19 protein-coding genes are annotated in these 19,796 nt (G+C 38.2%); 8 read left to right on the top strand and 11 right to left on the bottom strand.

Annotation, left to right across the window (positions count from 1 at the left end):
• Nucleotides 1-5: 5 nt before the first annotated feature.
• Both GO495_RS06615 and GO495_RS06610 read right to left on the bottom strand, forming a co-directional pair.
• Complete coding sequence (locus tag GO495_RS06615) at nt 6-1,250, bottom strand: Y-family DNA polymerase (RefSeq protein ID WP_157298873.1); 1,245 nt, start codon at nt 1,248-1,250, stop codon at nt 6-8.
• On the bottom strand, nt 1,238-1,711 hold the full coding sequence (locus GO495_RS06610; protein WP_170302634.1) for a S24 family peptidase: 474 nt from the start codon (nt 1,709-1,711) through the stop codon (nt 1,238-1,240). Before GO495_RS06610 ends, GO495_RS06615 begins: the two co-directional genes overlap by 13 nt.
• Before the next feature lie 235 nt (nt 1,712-1,946).
• Here GO495_RS06610 and GO495_RS06605 point away from each other — a divergent pair, with 235 nt between their 5' ends.
• Nucleotides 1,947-2,474, top strand: a complete 528-nt coding sequence (locus GO495_RS06605) for a hypothetical protein (protein WP_157298871.1) — start codon at nt 1,947-1,949, stop codon at nt 2,472-2,474.
• Between the two features lie 171 nt (nt 2,475-2,645).
• The gene (locus GO495_RS06600; RefSeq protein ID WP_157298870.1) at nt 2,646-3,176 is read left to right on the top strand and encodes a hypothetical protein; all 531 of its coding nucleotides are present in this window, start codon (nt 2,646-2,648) and stop codon (nt 3,174-3,176) included.
• Between the two features lie 62 nt (nt 3,177-3,238).
• Here the strand turns inward: GO495_RS06600 and GO495_RS06595 are convergent, their stop codons facing one another.
• Genes GO495_RS06595 through GO495_RS06565 form a run of 7 tightly spaced genes read right to left on the bottom strand, consistent with a single transcriptional unit; the run spans nt 3,239 to nt 9,810 of the window.
• Entirely contained in the window at nt 3,239-4,162 is a 924-nt protein-coding gene (locus tag GO495_RS06595; RefSeq protein ID WP_157298869.1) for a hypothetical protein, read from the bottom strand.
• Nucleotides 4,163-4,181: 19 nt separating this feature from the next.
• Nucleotides 4,182-5,159, bottom strand: coding sequence for a hypothetical protein (locus GO495_RS06590; protein ID WP_157298868.1), 978 nt, complete (start codon nt 5,157-5,159; stop codon nt 4,182-4,184).
• A 23-nt stretch (nt 5,160-5,182) separates the two neighbouring features.
• Complete coding sequence (locus GO495_RS06585; RefSeq protein WP_157298867.1) at nt 5,183-6,124, bottom strand: hypothetical protein; 942 nt, start codon at nt 6,122-6,124, stop codon at nt 5,183-5,185.
• A gap of 12 nt (nt 6,125-6,136) precedes the next feature.
• Nucleotides 6,137-7,051, bottom strand: a complete 915-nt coding sequence (locus GO495_RS06580) for a hypothetical protein (protein WP_157298866.1) — start codon at nt 7,049-7,051, stop codon at nt 6,137-6,139.
• Between the two features lie 39 nt (nt 7,052-7,090).
• Nucleotides 7,091-8,005, bottom strand: coding sequence for a hypothetical protein (locus GO495_RS06575; protein WP_157298865.1), 915 nt, complete (start codon nt 8,003-8,005; stop codon nt 7,091-7,093).
• Complete coding sequence (locus GO495_RS06570; protein WP_157298864.1) at nt 8,002-8,910, bottom strand: hypothetical protein; 909 nt, start codon at nt 8,908-8,910, stop codon at nt 8,002-8,004. Before GO495_RS06570 ends, GO495_RS06575 begins: the two co-directional genes overlap by 4 nt.
• Complete coding sequence (locus GO495_RS06565; RefSeq protein ID WP_157298863.1) at nt 8,911-9,810, bottom strand: hypothetical protein; 900 nt, start codon at nt 9,808-9,810, stop codon at nt 8,911-8,913. It abuts the gene before it with no gap.
• 1,332 nt (nt 9,811-11,142) lie between these two features.
• Here GO495_RS06565 and GO495_RS06560 point away from each other — a divergent pair.
• From GO495_RS06560 to GO495_RS06540, 5 genes are all read left to right on the top strand, one after another.
• Entirely contained in the window at nt 11,143-11,625 is a 483-nt protein-coding gene (locus GO495_RS06560; RefSeq protein ID WP_157298862.1) for a J domain-containing protein, read from the top strand.
• Between the two features lie 63 nt (nt 11,626-11,688).
• Complete coding sequence (locus GO495_RS06555; RefSeq protein WP_157298861.1) at nt 11,689-12,093, top strand: hypothetical protein; 405 nt, start codon at nt 11,689-11,691, stop codon at nt 12,091-12,093.
• A 260-nt stretch (nt 12,094-12,353) separates the two neighbouring features.
• The gene (locus tag GO495_RS06550) at nt 12,354-12,728 is read left to right on the top strand and encodes a hypothetical protein (protein WP_157298860.1); all 375 of its coding nucleotides are present in this window, start codon (nt 12,354-12,356) and stop codon (nt 12,726-12,728) included.
• Nucleotides 12,729-12,791: 63 nt separating this feature from the next.
• Nucleotides 12,792-13,100, top strand: a complete 309-nt coding sequence (locus GO495_RS06545; RefSeq protein WP_157298859.1) for a hypothetical protein — start codon at nt 12,792-12,794, stop codon at nt 13,098-13,100.
• A gap of 539 nt (nt 13,101-13,639) precedes the next feature.
• Nucleotides 13,640-15,439, top strand: coding sequence for a hybrid sensor histidine kinase/response regulator (locus GO495_RS06540; RefSeq protein ID WP_157298858.1), 1,800 nt, complete (start codon nt 13,640-13,642; stop codon nt 15,437-15,439).
• Between the two features lie 17 nt (nt 15,440-15,456).
• Here the strand turns inward: GO495_RS06540 and GO495_RS06535 are convergent, their stop codons facing one another.
• Entirely contained in the window at nt 15,457-16,569 is a 1,113-nt protein-coding gene (locus tag GO495_RS06535) for a terpene synthase family protein (RefSeq protein WP_157298857.1), read from the bottom strand.
• Between the two features lie 803 nt (nt 16,570-17,372).
• Here GO495_RS06535 and GO495_RS06530 point away from each other — a divergent pair.
• Nucleotides 17,373-18,851, top strand: coding sequence for a 3'-5' exonuclease (locus GO495_RS06530; protein ID WP_157298856.1), 1,479 nt, complete (start codon nt 17,373-17,375; stop codon nt 18,849-18,851).
• 41 nt (nt 18,852-18,892) lie between these two features.
• On the opposite strand, the gene GO495_RS06525 is transcribed toward GO495_RS06530, so the two are convergent.
• Nucleotides 18,893-19,663, bottom strand: coding sequence for a hypothetical protein (locus GO495_RS06525; protein WP_157298855.1), 771 nt, complete (start codon nt 19,661-19,663; stop codon nt 18,893-18,895).
• Between the last annotated feature and the right edge of the window lie 133 nt (nt 19,664-19,796).

Genomic DNA, 19,796 nt, shown 5'->3' with positions numbered 1-19,796 from the left:
CCACGTTAATGTAGGGTAATTATATCGTCCCAATTGGTGGTGTAATTGCGGGAGATATGTCTTTGTTTCATCTTCCAGGCATGGTATTGTCCTTCTGAGGCTATTTTTATGATGCCATTTCCAAATCTATGGTTAAGATCGTCTAGGGCTTGGCTTACTTTGTCTAATTTTTCTCCTTGGTATTTTGCGAACATGTGAAGTTGTATTTCTGTTTCTGGTAGCAGCCCGGTGAGGGTGATTTCTACTTTTTGGTATTCGAGTTCTTTTCGAAAAATACACCGCAATCCGGCCTGTGCTGCTTTAACCAGGTTGTGGGTATTGTTTACGGGATGGTGCAAGGGTATACTGATATAGGGGCTGTAGATGGCTTGGTCTTTTTTAAATCTGCTGGTGAGCAGGCGTACGCTGAGTATGGTGGCGCATAGTTTTTCTTTTCTGAGTTTTTGTGCTAGTCTGGTAGTGTAATTGGTGGTGGCCTCGTGTAGTTCTTGGTAGTCGCTAGTGAGTTTTCCGAATCCTTTTGCGGTGCTTAGGGCTTGCTTTGGGTCTAGGCTGGTGCTTAGGGGTATGCAGCTTTGGCCATGCAGTTCTTGCCAGGTTCTGGCTCCGGTGACGGTCATGTTTTTGGCTACCCAGGCTAAGGGCAGGGAGCGGAATTGTTGGGCAGTGTGTATGTTCATGCTCTGGAGCTTTTTTTCATATTGTTTTCCTATGCCCCAAACATCGCCGATGCTGAAATTTTCTAATGCGGAGGTAATGGCTGCTTCTGTGTCTAATACAAGTGTGCCGTTTTGTTTTTTGGCGAGTTTGTTGGCTACTTTGGCGAGGGTTTTGGTTTGGGCTACGCCTATGGATATGGGTATTCCGGTGTTGTGTACTACGGTGTCTCTGATGGTGGTGGTGTATTGGTGTAGGTTGCTAAATCCGCCGAAGTCTAAAAAACATTCGTCTATACTGTATACTTCTACGTTGGGTGTAAAACGTGCCAGGTTTTGCATAACTCTTGCACTGGTATCTGCGTATAGGGCGTAATTGCTGCTGTAGGTTTTGATGTTGAAGTGTTGTACTTCTTCTTGGATCTTAGCAAAGATGGCTCCCATTGGTATGCCTAATGCTTTGGCTTCGTTTGATCTGGCTATAACGCATCCGTCGTTATTGCTCAATACAATTACGGGCTTGCCGTTGTATTGCGGCTCCCATAGTCGTTGACAGGAGACGTAAAAGTTATTGCAGTCTGCTATGGCGTACATGGTGTTAGGATTTTACTGTTTGATTGTGGCATCAGGGAATGGCAGATCCAGCGGATTACGCCCCATAACAGATATTGTGTATCGGTTTGGCTCAGGTTGACCAGCTTACCTTTTTTATCGGCTAGTATAATGTCTTTGTTGTGGAGTAAGACTTCGCAGACCATCCAGGTGCCTTTGCCATAACATACGATAATGGCCTTGTTAAATATTTTGACGGATTTATCGACAACGAGTATATCGTTATCGTGTATGTGGAACCTGGTGAGTTCATGACCTTTTGCTTTGAAGTAATAGGTGTTGGTGGGGTCTTTGATCAGGAGCTGCGACAGGTGCAGGCGTTTTTGTTCATAGTCTTGTGCGGGTGATGGAAAGCCTGTGGCGGCTCCTGGTTGCTGCAAGGGTTCATACAGTTCATCTTCTTTTTCACTTAGCAGGTGCAGCATGTTGGCTCGTGTTTTCACAATAGTACTACATTATTTTCTATTTGCTAAGTTTTTTAGTATTTATTGTTTTAGGAATTGTTCCTTAATTTTTTAGGTATGGTGTTTTTTTAGATATCCCCCTTGTTTTTTGCGTGGGGTGTGTATCACACGTTTGTGTTATTTTTCGGTTAACATGCTGGTAACGTTTTGGTTTGGCTTAGTGGCTTAATTTACGGGCAGTTTGTTAATGGTTTAATCTTTAAAAAAATGAATTATGAGACAAGTGTTTTTGTATGCTGCGCTGGTGGTTTTGGTGTCTGGTTGTTTTATGGCTTCTGATCAAAGGGCTATGAGCAATGCTGAGGCGTATGATGTGGTTAAAAAAATGGTGATGGCAAAGGATACGGTTTACTTTCCTTTTTCAACGGGCGATTTTATGGTGTTGCGCAATCCGGCCTTGCCTACTTTGGAAAGGGAAAAACTGATCAAGGTTAACCGGGGGCGTGTGATTGGTGGTTCGCCTTATGTGACTATTGCTGATTTGGGGGCGAAAGATACGGTGCGTAGTCCTGCTAAGGATACGACGGAAAAATTATTGCGTTTGGCCAATAAGGTGCTGAACATTAAGCGTGTTGTTCCGGGTGAAGAGGATGGGCTTCCGGTGGTTTTGGTTGATTACCGGATTTCTTATACTGATGTTTCGCGCTTTGCGTTGTTGCAGTCGGAGAGTTTTTCTCCTTTGGATGGTACGGTTAAGTTGGTCAGGAAAAATAACAAATGGGTTAGGATACACCGGAACTAGGACTTTCTGCGGGTTAATAAGGGTTACCTGTGGAGATAGGGAACGAAGGAGGCTGCATAGTCTCCTTTCGTTTTTATAAAGGGTTTGCTTTGTTAACTTCTTATAAACGTTTTGGCGTTTGGGTATGATGTATTTTGCACATTATCTCACGTAATTTAAAAAATCACTGTTATGAAGTTTTTAGTTTTTGTTTTGTCGGTTACGGCAATGCTTGCTTGTAATCAGCCCTCTAAGCCAACTCAGTCAACTCAACCGCCTCAAATGACCAAGGAAGAGGCTATTGCTCTTGTTTCTAAGAATGTCGGGAATTATGGGTATGAAAATATTGTTATGGACAGCAAGAGTTTTGCAAGTGATTCTCCTTATCTTTTATTGGCTGGGCAGGGTTATTTAGATATTGATCTAAAGGCCAGGGACAGGCATTATGTTAGGTTGACGGATAAGGGGCTAAAGTATGCCCTGCCTTCGCAGATCCCGACGAATTACAAAGTTAGAACAGCTACGGTTCAACTTAATGACCATATAGAGATTAAGGACACATTGATAGATGGGCGTGTATGTACTAAGGTGGTTTATCAGTATTTATTAAGTGATTTTACGCCTTTTAATTCACTAAATGGAGATACGGACAGGGTGTTATATGGCGAACGTACTTATGAGCGGGATGGCCTTAAATGGAAATTGTTGTTTGCGAGTTTATAGGTTTGGTGAAGGATTTTATTGATGGTACGAAAAGAGGCTCTGTTGAGCCTCTTTTTTTGTTTTTAGGTTGGTATTAGGTGGGTTTCTTTTAGGCTTCCCGTCTTAAATTTAGCTTCAAAAATTTCGACTTGTGGCAGGAATTTTTCAGTTAATTCATCTTTGTAGTTATCGTACAGGTCGGCTTCTCTAAGTATTGACCGCAAAAATAGAAAGCGTTTTTTAGCCGGGTTACTTTGTATTTCTAAAAACATTTCGTTCATGTAGTAGAGGATTTGTTTATCGCCGGAGAAATATAGCTCGTCTTTGTTCTCATTATGGCTGATGCTGGGTATTTGTAGTTCTTGTATGGAGAGTTTGGGTAAGAGGTCTATATCGAGTATGGTGAGGGACCGATAGTTCCATTTTGAGTAGTTTAAAGCGATTCTGTGTTCATGGATGTAGTGGAGTTCCATGACAAAGTGGTAGAATTGTTTAAGGTCGTTTTGGTGTTCTTGGAGTTGTTCTTCGTTTTGACTATGGGAAAATTTTAGGGTGTAGTTCCATCTTTTTCTTTTGAGTTCTCTATTAATGATTGTTTCTTGTTCATCGTAGTTTAGTAAGTTATATATGGGTTCTGCAAATTCTGTGTTTTCAAATTCGGGGTTTAAATTGCAAATTTTATTGTATATACTGGCGTGGTCTTGTATTCTCCTGACTTGTTTTTTCAGCATTTCGTTAAAGGGTTTGATCAGGTCATAGTTCATAAAAAGACGCATATAGTCTTGCTTTAGGATCTTCACGCCGATGAAGATAAAGGGGTCGTTATCTGACAAACTCAGGAGCTTAATTTTCTTTTGAATGCTTCCTTCATAGTAGAGCATGAGGTATAACCGGGCCAGTGATAGATGGAAATCATCTAAATTAACTACATCGACCTCAATAAAGCCTTCTAGTTCTTGTAGAAATTCTTCTTTGGTTGATGGTTGGTTAGAGCTGGAATTACTCATTTGCTTTGTTTTTATAAATTTAGGGTATTTCTATGAGGGTAATGGTTGGGGTGCTTGCGAGTATGGGGTCCGTAAACCAGCTTTCTATATACTCTACCATTTTATACAGCTCGTCGGTTAGTTTGGAGCGGTATTCGTAGGCAAATGTGCTGTTGACGGCTTTGTTTACGAAGGGGAAGCGTGTTGCAAAGGAGCCGATTTCGTCAAAGTGGGATTTGGTCCAGCTATGGTCTACGGTATGGTTTTGCATGTTGGTTAACATGTCGTTCATGATTTCAAAGATTTCTTTATGCCCTGTAAATTTTGTTACGCGGTCAAGGTCTTTGCTGAACTTGGGGACACTGCGGATATTTGTACCGGAGAGTTTTAGGGCAAGGTCCTCGTCTAATATGGTGGTATGAAAATAGTATTCTTTGTGATAAGTGACTGCGATATCATGGGTGTGAAAGTAATAGAGTTTTTGCAGGTAGTTATAGAGGTCGATAAAAATGAAATCGTAATCGGATGGTTCGTTATAGATAGAGAGTACTTTGTTTTTATCGGTAAAGGTTACGGTATAAAGATACATGTCTTTTTCTAGTTCTTTTTCTACGAGTTCAATTTGTTCTTTATAACTTAAGGTTTGGAATGGGGATTCTTTAACGCCTGGTTTTCTTTTAGCTTGTTTGTTTAGTTTGTTTTGCTGGGTGCGGAGAAAATTTTTGATAAATTGATTAAAGGGTTCTGTGAATTTTTCATCTTTGAACAGTGAGGCTTCAAAGTGTTTTTGCAGGTTTTCTATGGCGATTTGGTTAAAGACAAACTTATCTGTCTTTAGGAGTGTGTTGATTTTGTCGAATACTGTTCCTTCTGTATTACGCATTTCATACAGGCATTCTAAGGATTTAAGAGGGTCTATGACTTGCAGGTTATCTTCTGTTCTCATAATGAGTTCTTCCCAAAAGTCTTGTTCTTTGCCTTGGAAGGTGTGGTCGGTATGCTTAGAGAATTTTTTCATTTTTTTGTGTTTAGGTGTTAATGTTAGATGCTTTCTATGGTGGGTATACCTATGAGTTCGTTTTTTTGGTATAGCCTGGTGCTGAGTTTATACACGATATCGAAAAAGGTTTGTGTGAGTTGATAGGTGTATGTTTCTGGTAGTTTGTTATTGCTGAAGGTCTGGAATAGATAGGGCCACCGTTCGGAGAGTTCATTGTAGTTTTCCAGGTAGCTTATTTTTATGGGTGCTGCTTTAATTTCTGATATCATGGTGTTCATGATGGTAAAAATTGCTGCGTTGCCAAGGGAACACATTTGGTTATTGTCGGCGTGTTCATTGGCCAGTGGTGTGTGTAGTTTACTCAGGGAGAGTTTTTCTACGTGTTCTGGTGCCAATACGGCCAGGTTGCGGTGTATAAATTCATGGTAGTTTATGGCTATGGTATGGGTGTCGATATAATAGATTTCCCAAAGGAAGTTATACAGGTCTGTTATTTCATCGCGGCATTGCCGTAGTTCTTCTGCATTTTTCCAATGGGTAAATTGTATTCTGTACAGGTGTTTGTCTTTGGCCAATTCTTTGGTGACCAGTTCTTGTTGTTTTTGTTCGTTCAGTACTTTAAACGGAAATTCTTCTGCATCTACATTGCTGTGGCCTATGTTTTCTTCTCTTTTGATAATGGTGTTGAGTTTGGTGGTAAATTGTTTGGTTTGGTCTTGGTCTATCAACTGGTGATAGTTGTATGTCCGGTATAATTCTTTTAGTGTTTGGTGGAATTGCAGGTCTGAATTTATTCTACTCAACCTGAATAGTTTATGTGATATTTCTCCTGTTGTGTGTCTGAGTTCGTAGAGGTAGAACAGGGTGATGATGGGATCGTTTGGCTTGATGAGGTGCTTTTCGATCATATTGCTCAGGTAGTTAACCAGACTGGTTTCCTTTATTTCCCCGACGGTGGTATTAATGGCTGAGGTTTGTTCCATATTGGTGTTTTTTTATTGTTCTTCTTCTCTTATTTCTTCAATTAGTGGTACTTGTATGATTTGTTCGTTTTGGATATAGGTGTTGTTTATTCTGTTAAGGATGGTGAAAAATTCTTCTTGCAGGTTTTCTCTTCCTTTTTTATACAGGGGTGCTGCGTGGAGTTGTTTCATTGGAAAGGGAAAATAGAGGTCTGGTTCTTTGATCATTTCTTCTAGGCTGGTGCTATCCACATTGGGGATAAGCAGGTGAAAGATGTTTCCTATGGGTTTTATCGCATCGGAATTGCCTTTGAAAATAATTTTGTATTTGAGCAGGTCATTTCCGGACAGGGATTGCAGGCTGTGGTTAAAATTGATGTCTTGGGCTAGGTTCGCATTTAACACTGTGCATTGTGTGGTGTCAAAGTCGAAATAGCTGGTTGCAAAGTTGTGTTTGCTGAGGTAAATGATTTTTCTAAAATAGTCGTATAGTTGTTCGAAGTGTATTTTAAAGCCGGATAATTGTTTCTGTACTTTGTTAAAGGTGACGGTGCAATAGGACTTTGGGACGGTGAGGCATTTTTCTGCCATGCTCCTTTGTTCGGTAAAGTCCATGAGCTGGATACGTTCGTTAAAACACAAGGTTATTGGTGCTGCGCTTAGGAAGTGTACAAATCTGTCATAGCTGTCTAAGTTTCTAAAGGTTTCTTCGGTGTACTTTTTAAACAGGTTGTTTAGGAGTTCGTCTACTTCGGGTTCTAATTCGTCCTGAAGGAGTATGCTGAGTTTTTGCCGGATATCGCCGGTATTGTAAGTCATGCGGTAATAGGTTTCTAGTTTTTGCTGGGTGAATTTTGTGGCTTTTATGAAACTGCTTATGAGTTCATCCAGGTCTACCAGAAATTCGTGGTTAATGTTCCTTTCTTCTCCTTCTTTTATGTGATACATGGTATTGTGTTTTAAGTTTTTATTGTTAATGGGTCTTTTTTATTGTTCGAATGTTTTGATGATGGGTAGTGTATCGATTAGGCAGTTGTCAAAACAGATTTGTATTTTGGTCATGCTGTCTAAGAAAATTGCTTTTATGGCTTCGCGTTGCGGGTCGGGTGTATGTATAGATTGTAATTGTTGGTTTAATTCGGGATAGTTTTCAAAGGGCTGGCTGGTGAGTTGTTGGGCATTGGGATTTTCTGCTACTTTTAATCCTAGCTTAAAGTTTTTGTTCATCAGTTCTAAGATCCAGGTTTGTGCGTAAAAGGTGATCTGATGATCGTCTGGTGTGTTTAAACCGTCTCTAAAGGTTTGTTTGACATTTAGGCATTGGGCTTGGTGTAGTTCTAAGATGTTGTAGGTATTTACAGGGTATTGGTCCCAGGCTTCGCTTATGTGGTAAGCTGAAAGGTAATGGAGCGTTCTTATGGTGTTGTGTATATTGTTTAAGTTCTCGAAAAGGTTTGTGGCTTCGCTCTCGTAAATGGGTTGCTTGCCGGTCAGGGTGTAGGAGGATATATTTTTCCGCATTTCTTGGCTCACAAAGGGGCCTAATTGGTGATAACTGTATAGTACGGCATGCTGGTCTTGTATGCTGTCTATATAGACTTGCAGCATGAGTATAAATCCTTCAATAACGAGTATGTTGGTTGTATCTTGTTTGTTGAGTTGCTTTTTAAATTTTGCTATGTGGGTTTTGGTCTTTGTTTCGAAATTGAATTTGTAGAGCTGGTCTACTTTGTCGCCCAGGTCTCCTTGTGCGAATATGATGGTGTGTAGTATTAATAGTTGTTGCTCTGGTTCTAGTTGGTCCAGCCATCCAGCGGTAATAAATGCGGCCATTGCATCCCACAAATGGCTTTGCTGTTGTAGGGCTATGCTATTGATTTTTTCCATGATTTCGGTGTTCATGATCTATAGATGTTAAAGTTGAGGATGGTAAATTCCGTTTGCACTGGTATTTCTTGTTCGTTGTTTTTGATAAACCAATGTTGCAGGCCGTGGATGGCTGCAATGAATTGGTTGGTTATTTTATTGCCGTGGGTTGGTGGTAGGTTTAGGCTGGCTAATTGTTGCCCAAACTTTGGAAAGTGTTCATATGGTTGGAGGCTGATGTTTAGGGCTTCTATACTTTGTTGCTTTGCGTTTAGGAGTTGTTTGAAGATGGTGGTTACTTGGTCTAAAACGGGTTTTATGCCGAGATAGGAATGGCTGTGTGTGAGGTTGTAATGGTTTGCCATTTCTATGAGTTGGGTGTGCAGGTACAGTTTTTGGGCTTGTTCTTTATCGAGTACGGTATATTGTAAGGGGTCAAAGCCGATGTACTGGTCTGTGATTTTATCTTGCTGTAAATAGTATTGTGTGTGTACGAGTTTATATAGTTTTTGCAGGTAATGGGTCAGTGTTTTTTTGTCTGTTGTGGTAATAGTTTGATCCCGGTAAAAGGTATACCGGTTGAGGGTTTGGCGTTTTTGTTTTTCTACAAATTCTTGTTGTTCTTGGCCGTTTTTGAGTGTTGGTATTTCGTTTTGTATGAATTGGATATTTTTATTTAGTGATTGGTTAAAGTGGTTGGTGAATAAGGGGTCTTTTAGGCATTCGTGTAGGGGTTGCTGTTGCAACTGTTCGAATGCTGTTCGTTTGCTTGGTGGTATGAGCTGGGTGTTTAGCCAGTCGAGTTTATCTTGTACGGTGCCTGCGAGTTGCAGGGTTTGGTACAGTATTTCTAGTTTGTTTTCTGGTCCTCTGTTTTTCAGGATTTCTTGAAAAATAAAGGTGCTGATCTGGTCTAGTAGTTGGTGTTTTTGATTTTCCATTTATTGTGGTTTGTAGGTTGGTAGGTTGGTGATGTGTTTTTCGTGTAAGAGGCCGCTGATTCTAAACAGGCTCTTTCTGAGTTGCAGGTCTATTTTTTGTTTGCTGGTATTGCTGATGTTTAAGTTGTTGATTTGCTGGTAGAGGTCTGCAAAGCGTGTTGGTGCGTTTGCGAGTACGTCGATACGGGTATCGTGTTTTTCGGTATGGAGTAGTGTTTCGAATACTTGATATATGGAGCCAAGGACTGCACTATGGCCTGTGATGGTGATGCTTCCATCCTCTTCTGTTTCATATGCTGCTTTTGTATTTTTATGATGTAGTTGGGCTAGTCTTGGTTCGATCACGGTGTATTGTGATGGTCTGATATCTTCATTGTAGGTAAAGGTGAATTTGTATTTGTGTAAGTGGTACAGGGTATGGAGGGTTTGATATAGTGGGTGTATATCAATTTTTAGTTGGTTTACTGGATTTTTTGTGGTGGTTTCTTGTTTGATATGGAGTGTTCCGGTTTTGATGTACAGGAGCTTGCGAATTTGTTTTTGTTGTTCGGATTTGCTGAGTATGGTGGGGTGTATGTTTTGATAGTTTACAATTGTTTCTGCCAGCTCTTTGTTAAAGGTTTCGATAAGGAGTTGACTTTTATAACGGTGGTTATAGAGGTCGGAAAATAGGTTGAATTGTTTTTTGAGTTTGTCTTTGAGTTCTGGTTCTTGTGTGCTGTGTTGTATCTGGATAATTTTTTCGGTGACGTTGCCTTGATGGTGCAATATGGTGTATAGCCAGTCCAGGTGTTGGTCTGGATTGGTTTCTTTATATAGGTCATGGATAAATTTAATGGCTAAATCTATACATGTTCTGGATGTTGTACCCAGGTAGGTATTGGTATGTATTTGTATCATGATGTTCACAGTGTTTGTTTCCGGGAATTTGCGGCATATGTTAGGAGGGCCCCGCTGTAGATCAGCAGGGCACATATATACCTATGCCAACTTTAGAGTATGTTTAAACAGGTTGTTTTTAGGCGACCTGTTTTATGGTGTCTGGAATGTTTTTATTGGCAATTGTTAATGAAAAAGCAATCAGGTTGGAATCAACCCGATGGTTTTGGAAGTAACACTCTTAGGAAAGGAGTTTCCCATAGATTGCCTTATATTGAACTTAATGATAAAATTTTTCCCTGCTTTTTATGGCAGGTAAGTTGGTTGTTTTTTGTTATTATGGAATTGATGTTTTTAACCCGGTTTGGGTTTTTGCTGGCAGCTTTGGTAGAATTAGTGGGTATTAGCATTCGCAAGTTATTTTGGTGTTTGGATCGCGTTAGCGGGTCCAGAATTATTACAAACTACATGAGAACACGATATTCGTAATTTTTTGTTTATCAACTCGTTAATGCGATGTTAACGATTACATTTTTTTGGAATGGTGGTTTTTTATATATGGTTGGGTTTGTTAATATGTGGTTATTGATTTTGTTCTGGTGTTTATAATTAAAAAGGAATTGAGGCAGTTATCTTGCTTTGCAAGATCCGCGCTTTCCGCTGTATGTTTTTCGTGCCTCAAAACGATGCCGCTGCAATCGACTAACTGATGATCGTAGCGGATACAGGTAACTTTAATGTGTATACGTTTTTATTCTTTGTGATAACGGCTCAGTTATGTAGACCCTATCCGCTCTCGTGTACTCCCTTTCTCCTGTCATCTTAACCTGTCCCGTGATACCTGCCCCGTCGTCATGCCTTCTCCCGTCATCCCGGACTTGATCCGGGATCTCTATACTCATTTACGTTTTAATTAGAGTATGTGCATACTCGTTATAAATCCCCCTTCTCTTCATGATAACGGCTCAATCATCTTTGCCCCCTCGTCATCCCGGACTTGATCCGGGATCTCAATATTTCTTTCTCTTCTTTTTCTCTTAGTGTTTGTTGCTTCTGGCTGTTTTTTCATTCGCTGGCGAATGAAAAAACAGGGGGATAATATCATTATCCCCAAAGGAAGGGAAGCGACCGATAAAGAACATTGAACCTACAACCTGGCGGAATGCGAAAGTGCATAATGCCATTTCGTTTTTGATTTCCTACGGGCATGGCCCCCTTCGGGACTTATAACTTTCAAATTCCTCGTGCCAGGTTGTCTCCTTTAATGTCTTTACGGGCTTCCTTCCTTTTGGGGGGAATGATATCGGGGGGCGGAGGACGAGAAAAAATATTGATAACGCTAAAATATGTTGTATGAAATTTTTTGACGGATGTAACACTCAGGAAGAAGTAAAAGCTAGGTACAGACAGTTGGCAATGGAGCATCACCCGGACAAGGGGGGCAATGAAGAGGTGATGAAGGAGATTAACAAGGAGTATGAGTTTATCTGTGCGAAGATTTTGGCAGGTGAAAATCTCAACCAGGAAGAAACGGAAGAGCGCGTAAAGGACAACGTAATGTACCGCGATATTTTAGAGAAGTTGATGGCCTTGGAGGGCGTTGTTATTGAAATTATTGGTCTGTGGATATGGGTATCAGGTAATACTTACCCTCTGCGTGAAAGGCTTAAAAAAATCGGTTTAAAGTTCGCTTTCAAAAAAAAGGTTTGGTATTACCATCCTGAGTATTTAACCAGCTTAGGCAGAGGTAACAAAACTATGGACGAAATCCGCGCAAAGTTTGGTAGTGAGACGGTGCAGGGAAAGTACAAGGGTAAAAAAGAACTTCATAATTAACGCTGGTGCCTATACGGCACCGGCTCCAGGTTATATTATTTGTTCATCTTAAAATCTATTTCTATGTCAGTTGTATTAATTGATTTGAGTGTTTTTCACGCGGTAGCGGAAAGGTTAGTTTCTCCTTCATTGTATGATGCGCATTTTGAAATTTGCAGAGAATGGAAAACTTCTGCACTTGAATTTCTGGTGGAAAATTGGATGAAGTTAAACCGCGCCACGTATAAGGTTATTGATACGGATGGTGTTATCGAAAATGATGTATATGAATATACAGAGAGAGGTTTTACAACAATTCAATTTTTAAAAAATCTAAAGTTTATCAGACAAAATATTGACCTCAAAATTATTGGGCTGGAAAATTTAAAGTTCGAGGAAAAATATGCTTTAGAGTTTTTGGATAGACTAATCAATACTGTTCAATCAAAATTTATTGAAAGTTTAGCGGAGTACCAGGACGCAATTTAATTTTTTTAACGCAGGGAGTGGTTAGGCTCTTTACTCCCTGCTTTTTTATTCATCTTAAAAAATAAGATTATGGAAAATTCAAAATGTTTATTTGATAGCTGGTACGATGGTGAACAGCAGAACCTTAACAATTTTCATCAAAAGTTATTTGAATTGTTTCAACTAGCGAGTGGTACAAATAAGGCGATAATAGTACAGGGATGGCCTGAACTTTTTAAGGATTCGAAATATCTATAACTACATCTTTTAAAATTCAAATCATGTTAATATCTAAAGATTCTACAATTGTAGAGAAGGCAACTGAATTTTTTTGGCTTTTCCCGGATGAAGTACCTGTTTTTATTAAATGGCTGCAAATGCATTGCTGCATAACCTTACTTCACCGGCAAGAGCTTAAAAATTTTTGCTCAGTTGAGCAAATTGGCCGGTATAATTTTCATGTATTATCCGCACAGAGAACGCTTGAAACCATTATACAGTATGAAGGTGGAATTAATCAAGAAATTGAAATTTTTGCTTTTTCTCTTTTTGATTGGTTGTACGGTGATTTTGTAGTGAATTTTTTGAAATGCTACGGTGATACAATCACGGAAAATAGAAAGGTAGCTGCTTTTATTAGCGAGTATTTCGGCTAGTTCTTTTCCCTCAAAATTTCCTTTTTCATCAGGTCTTTTTTTAACACGCTTAAATCTTTAATCATGGGCTTTATATGGCATTTAATTGTTGTTTTATTTCACTTTTCAGTGAATTTTGTTGAGCATTTATCCAGGTTGCAGGCGATTGGTTTGATATTGTTTGTTTATGGGTATAATATGCGTTTAGGAGTTCGCAGGAATAGGTATGAACGTTGGAGAAGTGGAAAGCAAAAGAAATTGTCGTTCGATGAAGATCGTCATATTTCGTACTCAGAAAAATTCACCCGGTTTGTGGGTAATATTATTAGAGTTATTGGCTTGTTTTTAGCCGCTATTGAGCTTGTTAGCCGTATTCCGATGAAATGGTGGTAGAGGAAAATGCCTGCTGTTTCATGACCCCGGCTACATTTGCGTTTTTCGGAAATGTAGCCGGGGTGTTTTGTTCCGTACTCAGATGCCGCCCTGTTCCAGGTCTGGCAGAGCTTCCCACTGTTTGGCAGTGGCAAGATGTCTGTCGGTTAAACACCGACCATCTTTTGCACACTACTCCCCCTTGTCGTGTGTGATGAAATGCAGCATACGTAAGGCTTTACGCATGCTTTCCATAAACTTAAAGTTAAATATATTCAACTACAAAAACACTTCTTCAAAACCAGAATATCAAGATTAAGTTTATTAATCAGATTAACTCTTTTATCTAAGCTAAACTGGACAAAAAATAAGCGTGGATTTTCGACGCTGTTAACAAGCCATTAACAGTTTCAACACAGTTATTGGTTAACTTGTGGTACACCGAAAAAAGAAACTCAAATCGTCGTTAAAGGTAGTCTAGTATCACAAATCCGCATGACTAAAAATTAAAGAATTTTGATAGGGACGCATAAAAAAGGCGTGTTCTCAACCTACAAATTATGAATACATTATTAAACCTCTATTACTCATTAGGGAGAAGGTTACATACTTCATTTCACTTTTTCTCTCTACTATTCTCTCAAATCGCGCAAACTGGTACAGCAGGAATCGAAGATGAAGTTTTGATTGAAAACATCAGATTAACAAATTCATTGGCACTACTGTTTGCGATAATTATGCTTTTGGGTGTACCGACTATATGCATCCTGGTTAACTCAAAACTTTTTCTTATTCCTGTTATCGTCGAGTTTTTTATTAATGCTTTTGTACTTTATTTAAATTATAGAAAAAAGCATGTGGCAGCCAGCATGTTTGTGTTTTATTTGCAGTCAATAGCCATCACCTATTTTTCCCTCATATTGGGCGAATCATTGCACATGCAATTTATGGTAATGTTCCTAATACTGATTACTTGCCTTATTTTTTCAAAACAGCACCATAGAAAAATTGCATTTGCAACTACAGTTATAATCTTATTTAGCCTTCAATTTTGTTATTTTTTCAAAGTAGTAACACCACTTAAATTAGATTACGACACTGGCTTTACCATACAATGTTTCGTGATCTCTGGTATTGTTGTAATACTTGCATTTGTTGGCAGACCATATATTAATAACAATGACAGAATTTATAAGGTTCGACTAAACAATAGAACCTTAGAGAAGGACAACAACTCTCTAAAGATCGTCAACAATTCTTTAAAGGAAGTAAAGAGCTTTACTTTACACGACTTTAGAAATCAATTACAGAAACTATTTAATGCTGTCCAGACGATAGAAAAGCAAACAAAATTAGACCCTAACCTAAATGCCGTTATTCCTCAATTGGATCAGATGTTTTATGTTTTACGTACCATGAGGAACGAAGTAAATGGTGTATTAGATGATGCAGAAATTGAATCTGGAAAAAAAGAGCTAGTACGCCCGGAAGCAATTGATATTCGTAGTTGTTTTAGTGACATTGTAAACTCAAATAACGCCTGGGCTATTAGAAACAATCGTTTTATTCAGTTAGATATATCACCATCTTTTCCAGATGTGGTTATTAGTGACACACTGTTACTTCAAAAGATAACTGACAATCTTCTGTCCAACACAATCAAATACGCAACCAGAAATACAGTTATACATTTAACCTTGACTGCCGATAAATCAACCTGGTATTTACTTGTAAAAAATAAGGGATCAAATATTCCGTTAGAAATACAAAACAAGATCTTTGAGCAGTTCATTACTCACAAAATAGATCATACTGTAATTGGAACTGGTCTAGGTTTAGCTTCCGTAAAAAGAAAAGTAGAAGCATTAGGAGGCATTATCGATTTTGAAAGTATAGATGATGAAGTAGTCTTAAAAGCTGCCTTTCCTTTAGTAATCGGCAGTAGGGATACTCTACCAGTAGAGTTGCCTATAACCACCAATCAGGAAGATATTACTATACTAATTGCCGATGATGATAAAGTAATCCTAACAATACTGGTTAGGATGTTCAAAGATAACGGCTGTCATGTAATCGAGGCTTCAAACGGTGACGAAGTTATATCTATATTGGAAAAGGCGAAACATTTACCGGATGTAATTTTGCTGGATAACCAGATGCCACAGAAAAGTGGGTTAGAAACGCTCCAATATTTAAAAACTCACCCCATATTCAAATTTATTCCTGTTTTTGTGATAACTGGCGATATAGATAAAACAGGAATCTTTAAAGAGGCTGGTGCAGTTGACGTAATTATTAAACCAATTGAAAAAATTAAAGCCACTCTATACATGATAAGCCAGCACCTTAAAGTTGTTTAGGTACTGGCTTATTAGAATTATGCTGTCAACTTGTGATCTAAGACAAGTTCTGTTTCCAGAAAAATTGAGTTTTGCCTCTTATATCGTTCGGTATGAAGTTGCCATAACAAACACGCTTTAAACACGATTTCTACGCCGTCCAGATGTTTGGATAAAGAACCAGCTTTTATGCTCTCTTTTGGGCATATAGTTTCAATAATGGCCCTTATTCTCTCCAGCAAGTTAAAGTATTCGCTTACCAATGCCTTTAACATTAAACCGGCCTGCTTCAAGGATTGTTCTAAATTAGGTATCAAGTCATTAAGAGCTAATACCATGATCAGATTTGCATCTGACGAATTATCGATAACTTCTTTCTCAAAACTGAAAATATCATTGGATAGGCCACCAAATTCAGCCACAACCTGGTGCAGTCTCCTAAGATATTTTGCAATTCCTATTTTCTCCAGCCATTCCCAATCAAGGAAATTACCGTCTGCAAATTCAATTCGCATCATCATGAAGATCATACCGCTGGTATGCAAGCGATTTTCACTATACTCCGTTACCGTAGGAATGTAGCCTAACGAACTAACCCCATTATCTCTATGCGTAATTTCAACATGATGAACATACAACTCTAAAAAGCGATTGAACCAGTCTGCGGGTGATAGCTCCTGCATCATTTTCAACAGATCGATATTAATTTGTTCAATGAAATGAGCATTTGGCAGAATGTTCAATTTTTGATCCAGTAAGGCTATACGTCCAATTAATTCGACGGCTGTTTCTTGCTCTTCGGAATTTAGACTTTTAAAAATATCCCGGCCCATTTTATCGTTTAAAAAAAAATCCATTGCCAGGTGTTTCATCATGATTAATAACCGGCCAGATTCAGCGTAAGGATACAAAAATGGATCACAACTCAGATGGTAAATAGATTTTTTCAGCCAAATACCATGTTCCTCACAAAATTGTTTGGTAAGAGAAATGAGGCTATTACTCTCTGCATGAGGCTTAAATTTCTGGCAATAACTAAGCATCCTTTGACTTTCTCCGGGTAACAAATCTGCAATACTAAACCGGGTGCCTACATTTGTAAAATGTAGATAATTTTCCTTGATACGTTCAAGAACATGCGTTACGTTCATTTTTTTGGTTTTTAAAGTGTAAAGGATTATGGAACTATCCTTTAGAAATTACACTTTAAAGGCACCAAAATTCTGTTTTTAACAACAGTACTCACATATTCAGATTTTGTTATATAAATAATATAAACACAATCTGCTACTTTGGACAAAAAACAATATAAGTACCTAATCAACAGTTTTTTAAATAAAATAAAATGCAAAATCTAATTGAATTACATTAATTTTGACGCATAAACGAAAAAAAATGATCTATGATTTACTATAAAGTATGAACAGGTGGCCGAAAGGGTGGCCTATTTTATTTTGATTATAGAGAATAGCATATGGAATAACGGTTTCGATCTAATTTTCTGATCCCAGCGGGATCACTGAAAAGAAAAAACCTGCGATAATCGCGGGTTTTTCTTTTTTTGTTGAGTGTTTAGTCGAGTTCCTTTTGTATTTAGATTAACGTGCTTTTATAAAAATAACGATTTTTAGGCGATATTGTCGATAGGGTTTCACCGTAGGTATTTGTGAATCCGAGGGGATCACCATCAAAAGTAAAAGTAAATACTCTGACGTAATTAAAACCTTGCAGAAGCATATTTGGGCAATCAATCACCATCTTTCAACAAATTATTCATCGTTTTAAAATGTTAGAGTGAATTTTCCTTTGATTTGTTTTCATTATGATCATTTAATGTTCTGTAAATGGAATCTGCTAATCTGGTGCCAGTTGAAACTAGCTTAGATAGTACGCGCTGGACCGTTTTTCTCATGCGCTACCTGAAGACTATCGTATAGCCTCTAAGTATGATATAGTGCTTTCTGATACCTCGATAGAAGCATATTACAGAGCTGAAGATGTAAATTTTGCAAATACCAATAACAGAAATGCTATTGTAAATTATCACACTCACAAAAAATTGCCTTTACCAGTTTCTAATAGTAACGAGAAACTTAGGTTTAAGGTCTGGACAAAGATGTTAAGGAGAGAACCAGCCAAGCTGACCTTTAAAATGATTATGCGTTTGGCCGAGCTTATTATTAATTCTAACCCTAAAATCAAAGATTACCTGCAAAAAACTTATCATTTTGTTTTTCTTGATGAGTTTCAGGATGCCACTAACATCCAATATGATTTCTTTAAATCCTGCTTTTTGGGAAGTTCAACTGCATTTACTGCTGTTGGTGATGGTAAACAACGGATCATGGTGTGGGCTGGTGCCCTGCAAACTGTTTTTGAAGATTACATTGCCGAAACTGGAGCTGTTCAAATGCCACTACGAATGAATTTCCGTTCAGCTCCAAGACTAGTAGCTGTGTTAAACCATCTTACAGAACATCTTTTGGGTAAGAAAGAATTGGCAATTCCATCTTCAAAGTGGGACCCTGATCGTGGAACCTGTGAAGTTTGGGTATTCGAGAATCCTGTTAAAGAACAAGAAATACTCTTTAAATCTGTAGAACAATGGATCAAAACTGATGGTATAGATCCCAGAGAGATTTGCATCCTTGTAAAACAGCAATTGGATATATATGCAGGCAACCTAATCAAATATTTTAATGATAACGGAATTAAAGCTAGAGATGAAAATAAATTTCAGGATCTGCTAACTCAGGAAGTTTGCCTTTATATAATTCACACCTTATATCTGATTTTTGGAAAAAGAAGTGGCGAATCTAAGGACATTACATTCCGTTTTTTGCGAAACTTGAATCCTGAATTGCAAGATGATGCCCTGCTCAAACTGGAATATTCTTATCAGGGTTTTATAACGGCAACAAAATCGACCTATGACAGAAAGAGATTACAAGAATCCGATATAAATTCGATGATTGATGACATTGTTAACTATGCTGGAAAGGATGGGATTAGGTATTCAAATCTACAATATAAAAATGCTACTTTGCTTGAAGAACAACTTGATTCAGTTAAAAAGGAGTTTGCTATCAATTATACCCAGTCTTTAGATGTGTTAAATAGCTTGGATATGCTTATTGGAAAAGATACAATTCCAGTAATGACCATTCATAAAAGCAAAGGATTGGAATACCACACCATAGTATTTATTGGACTTGAAGACGGTGCATTCTGGTCCTTTCAAAAACAGCCTGACGAAGATAAATGTGCGTTTTTCGTGGCTTTATCACGAGCAAAAGAACAAGTTTTTTTTACTTTTAGTAAGGAAAGAGAAGGAAAGTTTGGTACTCAAAGGCAGTCCACTTCCAACATTCAAGTGATATTTGATGAATTACGAAAATCCGGAATAGTAAAGATGGTACCAAAAGTGGATTAGTGGAATGCCACGCTAATCCAGTGCGAAGCATTTTAAAACCATTATTTCACAAACCGTCTCGTAGCCCGGATAACGTTATAAAGGCAATACGATGAAACAATACGCATCACAAGATAAATAAGTACCGACCAGCCAGTAGCATCTGTGTCATACTTTCGGAGTGGATTAGCAAATTTGAGTGCTTCACCAACTGTAGTCACTATTTGATCATATGAAAAGTCCGGCACAAAACGCAGTCCAGGTACGCCATCAGCTAATGCCAAAAAAGTAAATAGAACTATATTGAAAGCAGCCAAGGTTAAGAGAGACCAAACAAAATTTTGACCATAATTGCTAGTCCACCAGCTAAACCATAATGTAAGTGAGTTTTGACCTTTAACAAGCCACCTGATTGACTTATGAACGTGGACCGCCTCTTTTCTGTCATGCTTCAATTGTTTAGGGTATGCTTCCATTTCTAGGCCATGAAATTTATGCTCCAGTACTGTATCACCTTGCTTGGAATAAGCGTATTTTAATTGTCTGTAAGCTTCTTTAATGCCTGAGAAGTAAGTTGAATCCATATCCTTTTCAGGTATGTATAAAGACTTAGGCCATGTTATGTTATTAAAGGTACATTCAATCAAATGTGACGAGTTTAACAAAATCGTATCAGCATGACGCAGATCAATATCAAAAAACTCACCTTTGCCTAAATTGCAATGCTTAATTGTAAACTCAGCTTGTTTGTTCTCAGCTTTCAAAAATTTCAATCCAAAAATTCTTATTCTTCCATTATTGTGAAGCTCATAAAAATTGAACTTTTCGATCATAACATTCCTTAATTGAATTTCGGATTCTTATTCAGAAGATTTGCATGATGAACAGGTTATTGATGGAAAACTAACTGTAAAAAATCCCTTTAAGTAGATAAGCCATTACCAATGTACCATTGCAAAATATGCT

The sequence above is a fragment of the Chitinophaga oryziterrae genome, assembly GCF_009758125.1.
GTDB classification, from domain to species: Bacteria; Bacteroidota; Bacteroidia; order Chitinophagales; family Chitinophagaceae; genus Chitinophaga; species Chitinophaga oryziterrae.
This window is presented reverse-complemented; position numbering and strand designations above follow the sequence as displayed.